The organism is Actinomadura keratinilytica, assembly GCF_039539665.1.
In the GTDB taxonomy this organism is placed as follows: domain Bacteria; phylum Actinomycetota; class Actinomycetes; order Streptosporangiales; family Streptosporangiaceae; genus Spirillospora; species Spirillospora keratinilytica.
This window is the reverse complement of record NZ_BAABDO010000218.1, coordinates 1-4,821: the sequence shown is the minus strand read 5'-3', so window position 1 is coordinate 4,821 and position 4,821 is coordinate 1. Positions and strand designations below refer to the sequence as shown.

Here is a 4,821-nt window from a genome sequence, read left to right as displayed (position 1 = left end):
GCCGCCGGCGGCGGCCAGCGCGGCCACCGCGACGAGCGCGGCGGCCAGCGCGCCGCACGACGCCCAGCCGAGTGCGCGGCGCGGCACGTCGAACGCGTCGGCGAGCAGCAGCGCGACGGCCGCCACCGCGACGATCAGCGCGGGCGCGACGGCCGCGTAGTCGATGCTCTGGATGATCATCGGGCGGTTCCTTCCGCCGTGGTCCGTCCGGCCGCCATCAGCCGCCTCCGAACAGCGCGCGGACCGGGGCGGTGGTCACGGCCAGCAGCGTCTTGGGCCACAGGCCGACCAGCAGGGTGAGGACGATCAGCGGGGTCCAGGCGGCGTACTCGCAGCGGGTGATCGGTGCGATGCGGGTGCGCGTCGCCGCCGCGTCCGGCCCGTCGGATGCGGGTGCGTCGGCTCCGGGGACAGGGGCGGCGGCGCGGTCCCCCGGCACCGCGCCGTGTGTGATCTTGGTGAGCATGCGCAGGAAATAGGCGGCGGTGAGGACCGCGCCGAGCCCGCCGACGACCATGAACGTCGCGAACGTCTCGCGCGGCAGGTCGGCGTGCGGCCGGTACGCGCCGAGCAGCGCCAGCATCTCGCCCCAGAAGCCGGCGAGGCCGGGCAGGCCCAGGCTCGCGATCGAGGCGAATGTCAGGAAGGACGCCAGCCGCGGCGCCTCGGTGAGCATGCCGCCGCCGAGCCGGTCCAGCTCGCCGGTGCCGTACCGGACCTTGACGGCCCCGGCCAGGAAGAACAGCAGCCCGGTGATCAGCCCGTGGGCGATGTTGCCGAACAGCGCCGCGTTCACCCCGACCGGGGTGAGGGTGGCGATGCCCAGCAGCACGAAGCCCATGTGCCCGACGGACGAGAACGCGATCATGCGTTTCAGCTCGCGTTGCGCCAGGCAGGCCAGCGCGGCGTAGACGATTCCGATGACGGCGAGCAGCCCGAGCCAGGGCGCCCAGTACGCGGCGCCGTCCGGGGCCAGCGGCAGCGCCACCCGGACCAGGCCGTAGGTGCCCATCTTCAGCAGCACCCCGGCCAGCAGCACCGACCCGACGGTGGGCGCCTCGGTGTGCGCGTCGGGCAGCCAGGTGTGCAGCGGCCACATCGGCGCCTTGACGCCGAAGCCCAGCACCATCAGCAGGAACGCGGTGACCTGCACGCCGTGGGCGACGCCGGCGCCGTGCCGGCGGGCCAGCTCGGTCAGGTCGAGCGTCCCGGCGTTCACCGCGACCAGCAGCATGCCCGCCAGCAGCAGGCCGGAGCCGAGCAGCGTGTAGAGGATGAACTTGTACGCGGCGGCGCGGCGGCCCGGGCCTCCCCACAGCGCGATCACCGCGTACATCGGGATCAGCACGACCTCGAAGAACACGAAGAACAGCACCAGGTCGAGCGCGAGGAACGTGCCGAGCAGCCCGACCTCCAGCACCAGCAGCAGCCCGACGAGCAGGCGGTCGGACGCCGCCCCGTGCGGCGGGTGCCGCAGGGCGTGCACGAAGCACAGCAACGACAGCAGCGCGGTGAGCAGCACCAGCGGCAGCGAGATGCCGTCGACGCCGAGGTGGAAGCGCAGCCCGATCGCCGGCGCCCAGTCGCGGTCGATCTCCAGTTGGACGCGCGAGGGGTCGCCGTAGTCGAACGCGGCCGCCGCCGACAGCGCCACCAGCAGCGTCGCGCCCGAGACGCCGACCCCGTAGCGGCGGACGGCGCCGTCCCCCGGCAGGAAGCGCCCGGCCGGAAGCAGCAGCGCCAGCGCCCCCGCCAGCGGGATCGCGAGCAACAGCACGAAGATCACAGGAAGATCACCGCCCCGGCCGCGATGAGGACGATCCCGGCGATCAGGCCGGTGAGGTAGGTCTGCGGGTTGCCGTTCTGGGGCCGCCGCAGCGGTTCGGCGAGGCGGCGCGCGCCGCGGGCGGCGCCGACGACCGCCGCGTCGATGCCGCGCCGGTCCACCGCGACGACCTGGCGCGCCACGGCCCGCACGGGACGCACGACCGCGGCCGCGTACAGCTCGTCGACGTAGAACGCGCGGGCGAACACGGCGCGGGCGGGGCCGAGTACCCGCGCGGGGTCGGCGGCGGGGTCGCGGTTCCAGATGTAGAACGCCGCGCCCGCGCCCACCGCCGCGCACAACAGCGCCACGACGGCCGAACCGAGGTGCGGCCGCAGCTCGGCGGAGCCCAGCCCGAAGAACCCGAGGACCGCCGACGGCACGGCCAGCGCGGCCACCGTCCACGACATGAGCTTGGGCGCCTCGCGCACCTCGTACCCGCCGCGCGGCTCGCCGAAGAACGTCAACAGCCACAGCCGCATCGCGTACGCCGCCGTCACCGCGGCCGTCAGCAGCAGGCCCGCGTACACGGTCCAGGCGACGCCCGCCGGGATGTGCACACCGGAGGCGATCTCGCCGCCGTGGGCGGCGGCGTGCTGGGCGGCCTCGATGACGGAGTCCTTGCTGAACCAGCCGCTGACCGGCGGGACGCCGACGAGCGCCGCCAGCCCGATCGTCATCGACCAGAACGTGATCGGCATCCCGGTGCGCAGCCCGCCGTAGTGGCGCAGCATGTTCGACCCGGCCGTGACGATCACGCAGCCGGCCGCCAGGAACAGCAGGGCCTTGAACGCGCCGTGGGCGAGCAGGTGGAAGATCGCGCCGTTCCACGCGCCGACCGCCAGCCCGGCCGCCATCACCGCCAGCTGGCTGATCGTCGAGTACGCCAGGACGCGCTTGATGTCGTCCTGCGCCAGCGCCGCCAGCGCCGACCCCAGCATCGAGACCACCGCGACCGCGCCGAGCAGCGCCAGCGCGGCCGGGGCCGCCAGGAACACCCCGTACACGCGGGCCACGACGTACACGCCCGCCGCGACCATGGTGGCCGCGTGGATCAGCGCGCTGATCGGCGTGGGGCCCGCCATCGCGTCCGGAAGCCAGGTGTGCAGCGGGAACTGCGCGCTCTTGCCCGCCACCCCGGCCAGCAGCAGCAGCGCGGCCGCCGTGACCGTCGCGTGCGGCAGCGTCCCGGCCCGCGCCGCGATCTCGCCGATGTCGAACGAGCGGGCGCCCGCCCCGAGCACGAACACGCCGAACAGGAATCCGACGTCGCCGAGCCGGGTGACCAGGAACGCCTTGACGGCGGCGCGCGAGTTGGCGCGGTCCTCCCAGTGGTGGCCGATCAGGAAGTAGGAGCAGACCCCCATGACCTCCCAGCCGACGTAGAGCAGCAGCAGGTCGCCCGCGTACACCACCAGCAGCATGGCGGAGGTGAACAGGGAGATGAACGCGGCGTAGGAGGAGTAGCGGGGGTCGTCGGCCAGGTAGGCGACCGAGTAGACCTGCACGGCCAGCGCGACGAGGCACACCATCAGCCCGACGACGGCCGACAGCCCGTCCAGCCGCAGGCCGACCTCGATCGGCACGGTGCCGGTCTCGACGAGGGTGAGCGTGCCGGTGCGCGTGCCGGGCGTGCGCCAGACGGCGAACGCCGCGATCGCCGACAGCACGGCGGCGACGGCCACCGGCAGGCAGGCGATCAGCGCGGGACCGTTGCGCAGCGGCGAACGCTCCGCCGCCAGTGCGGCCCGCCACCGGGCCCGCCGCCCCTCGGCGGGCGGCCCTTCGGCGGGCGCCTCGGCCTGGGCTTCGGCGGGGGGTTCGGCTTGGTCGCGGGGCGGGCGTGCGCGCAGCGCCTCGGACAGGCGGGGGCCCAGCAGCATCCCGGCGAACGCCGCGACGAACGGCAGCAGGATGACGACGGAGGTCAGCGCGATCACGTCGCGCCTCCCTCGCCGCCGGCCCGCACGGCCGCCGCCGCGCGTTCGCCGTCCGCGTCACCATCATGGTCGCCGTCATGGCCGCCGTCATGCACCTCGGGACCGGGCGCCGCGTCCTCCGACAGCGTGCGCAGCCGGTCGACGTCGATCATCTGGCGGTTGCGGTAGACGAGCAGGACGATCGCCAGCCCCAGCCCCACCTCGGCGGCGGCGATCACGATGGTGAACAGGGTCAGCACCTGCCCGCCGTGCAGCCGGTCGCGCCACCACACGTCGAACGCGACCAGGTTGAGGTTGACGGCGTTGAGCATCAGCTCGACCGACATCAGCACCAGGATCGCGTTGCGCCGGGCCAGCACCCCGTACACGCCGACCGAGAACAGCAGCGCGGCGACGACCGCGGGATAGGCGACGTGCATCAGCGCTCGCCCCGCTTCCTGGTGGGTTCCTTGTCCTTCGGCCCGCCGACGTCGGAGCGCGACAGCACGATCGCGCCGACCAGCGCGGCCAGCAGCAGCACCGACAGCACCTCGAACGGCAGCACCCAGGTGCGGAACACGGCGGCGCCGAGCGCGTCGGCCGAACCGCCGCCCGCCCGCAGCGGCATGGACGCGTCCCGGAACCCGATGACCACCACCGACACCAGCACGCCCGCCGTCGCCAGCGCGACCGCCAGCGCCGCCCACCGGTTGCCCGAGTCCAGGTCGGCCGCCCGGCCGATCGGCGCCCGGGTCAGCATGATGCCGAACAGCAGCAGGACGACCACCGCGCCCACGTAGATCAGCACCTGCACCCACGCGACGAACTCGGCGGTCAGCACCAGGTAGCCGCCCGCGAGCGCGCCCAGGCACACCACCAGCCACAGGGCCGCGTGCACCAGCTGCCGCGTGGTGACCACCAGCACGGCCGAACCGACGGCGACCACGCCCAGCAGCGCGAAGACGATCTCCTGGCCGGTCATGCGCCTCCCCCGCCGGGCCCGCCTCGTCCCGGCGGCCGCGGGTCACGGCCGGCCCGCGGCCCGCGGGCGGCGCAGCCCGCCGGACCGCGTGCCGC

The 4,821-nt window shown here is 74.5% G+C and carries 4 protein-coding genes and 1 pseudogene; all 5 read right to left on the bottom strand.

The annotated features are described in order from the left end of the window. Positions 1-180, bottom strand: a pseudogene (locus ABD879_RS32055) (NADH-quinone oxidoreductase subunit N); the annotation flags it as partial. Between the two features lie 37 nt (positions 181-217). Further along, on the bottom strand, positions 218-1,786 hold the full coding sequence (locus tag ABD879_RS32050) for a complex I subunit 4 family protein (RefSeq protein ID WP_378270600.1): 1,569 nt from the start codon (positions 1,784-1,786) through the stop codon (positions 218-220). Next, entirely contained in the window at positions 1,783-3,765 is a 1,983-nt protein-coding gene (locus tag ABD879_RS32045; RefSeq protein ID WP_345025533.1) for an NADH-quinone oxidoreductase subunit 5 family protein, read from the bottom strand. Before ABD879_RS32045 ends, ABD879_RS32050 begins: the two co-directional genes overlap by 4 nt. Further along, positions 3,762-4,184 (bottom strand): NADH-quinone oxidoreductase subunit NuoK, encoded by a 423-nt coding sequence (gene nuoK / locus ABD879_RS32040; RefSeq protein ID WP_425549674.1) that lies wholly within the window; start codon positions 4,182-4,184, stop codon positions 3,762-3,764. Before nuoK ends, ABD879_RS32045 begins: the two co-directional genes overlap by 4 nt. Then, positions 4,184-4,726 (bottom strand): NADH-quinone oxidoreductase subunit J family protein, encoded by a 543-nt coding sequence (locus tag ABD879_RS32035; RefSeq protein ID WP_345025532.1) that lies wholly within the window; start codon positions 4,724-4,726, stop codon positions 4,184-4,186. Before ABD879_RS32035 ends, nuoK begins: the two co-directional genes overlap by 1 nt. Positions 4,727-4,821 lie beyond the last annotated feature (95 nt).

What these genes read in the sequence shown, in the direction of transcription:
- nuoK (WP_425549674.1), bottom strand. Translation starts at nt 4,184, where the DNA reads ATGCACGTCGCCTATCCCGCGGTCGTCGCCGCGCTGCTGTTCTCGGTC.
- ABD879_RS32035 (WP_345025532.1), bottom strand. Translation starts at nt 4,726, where the DNA reads ATGACCGGCCAGGAGATCGTCTTCGCGCTGCTGGGCGTGGTCGCCGTC.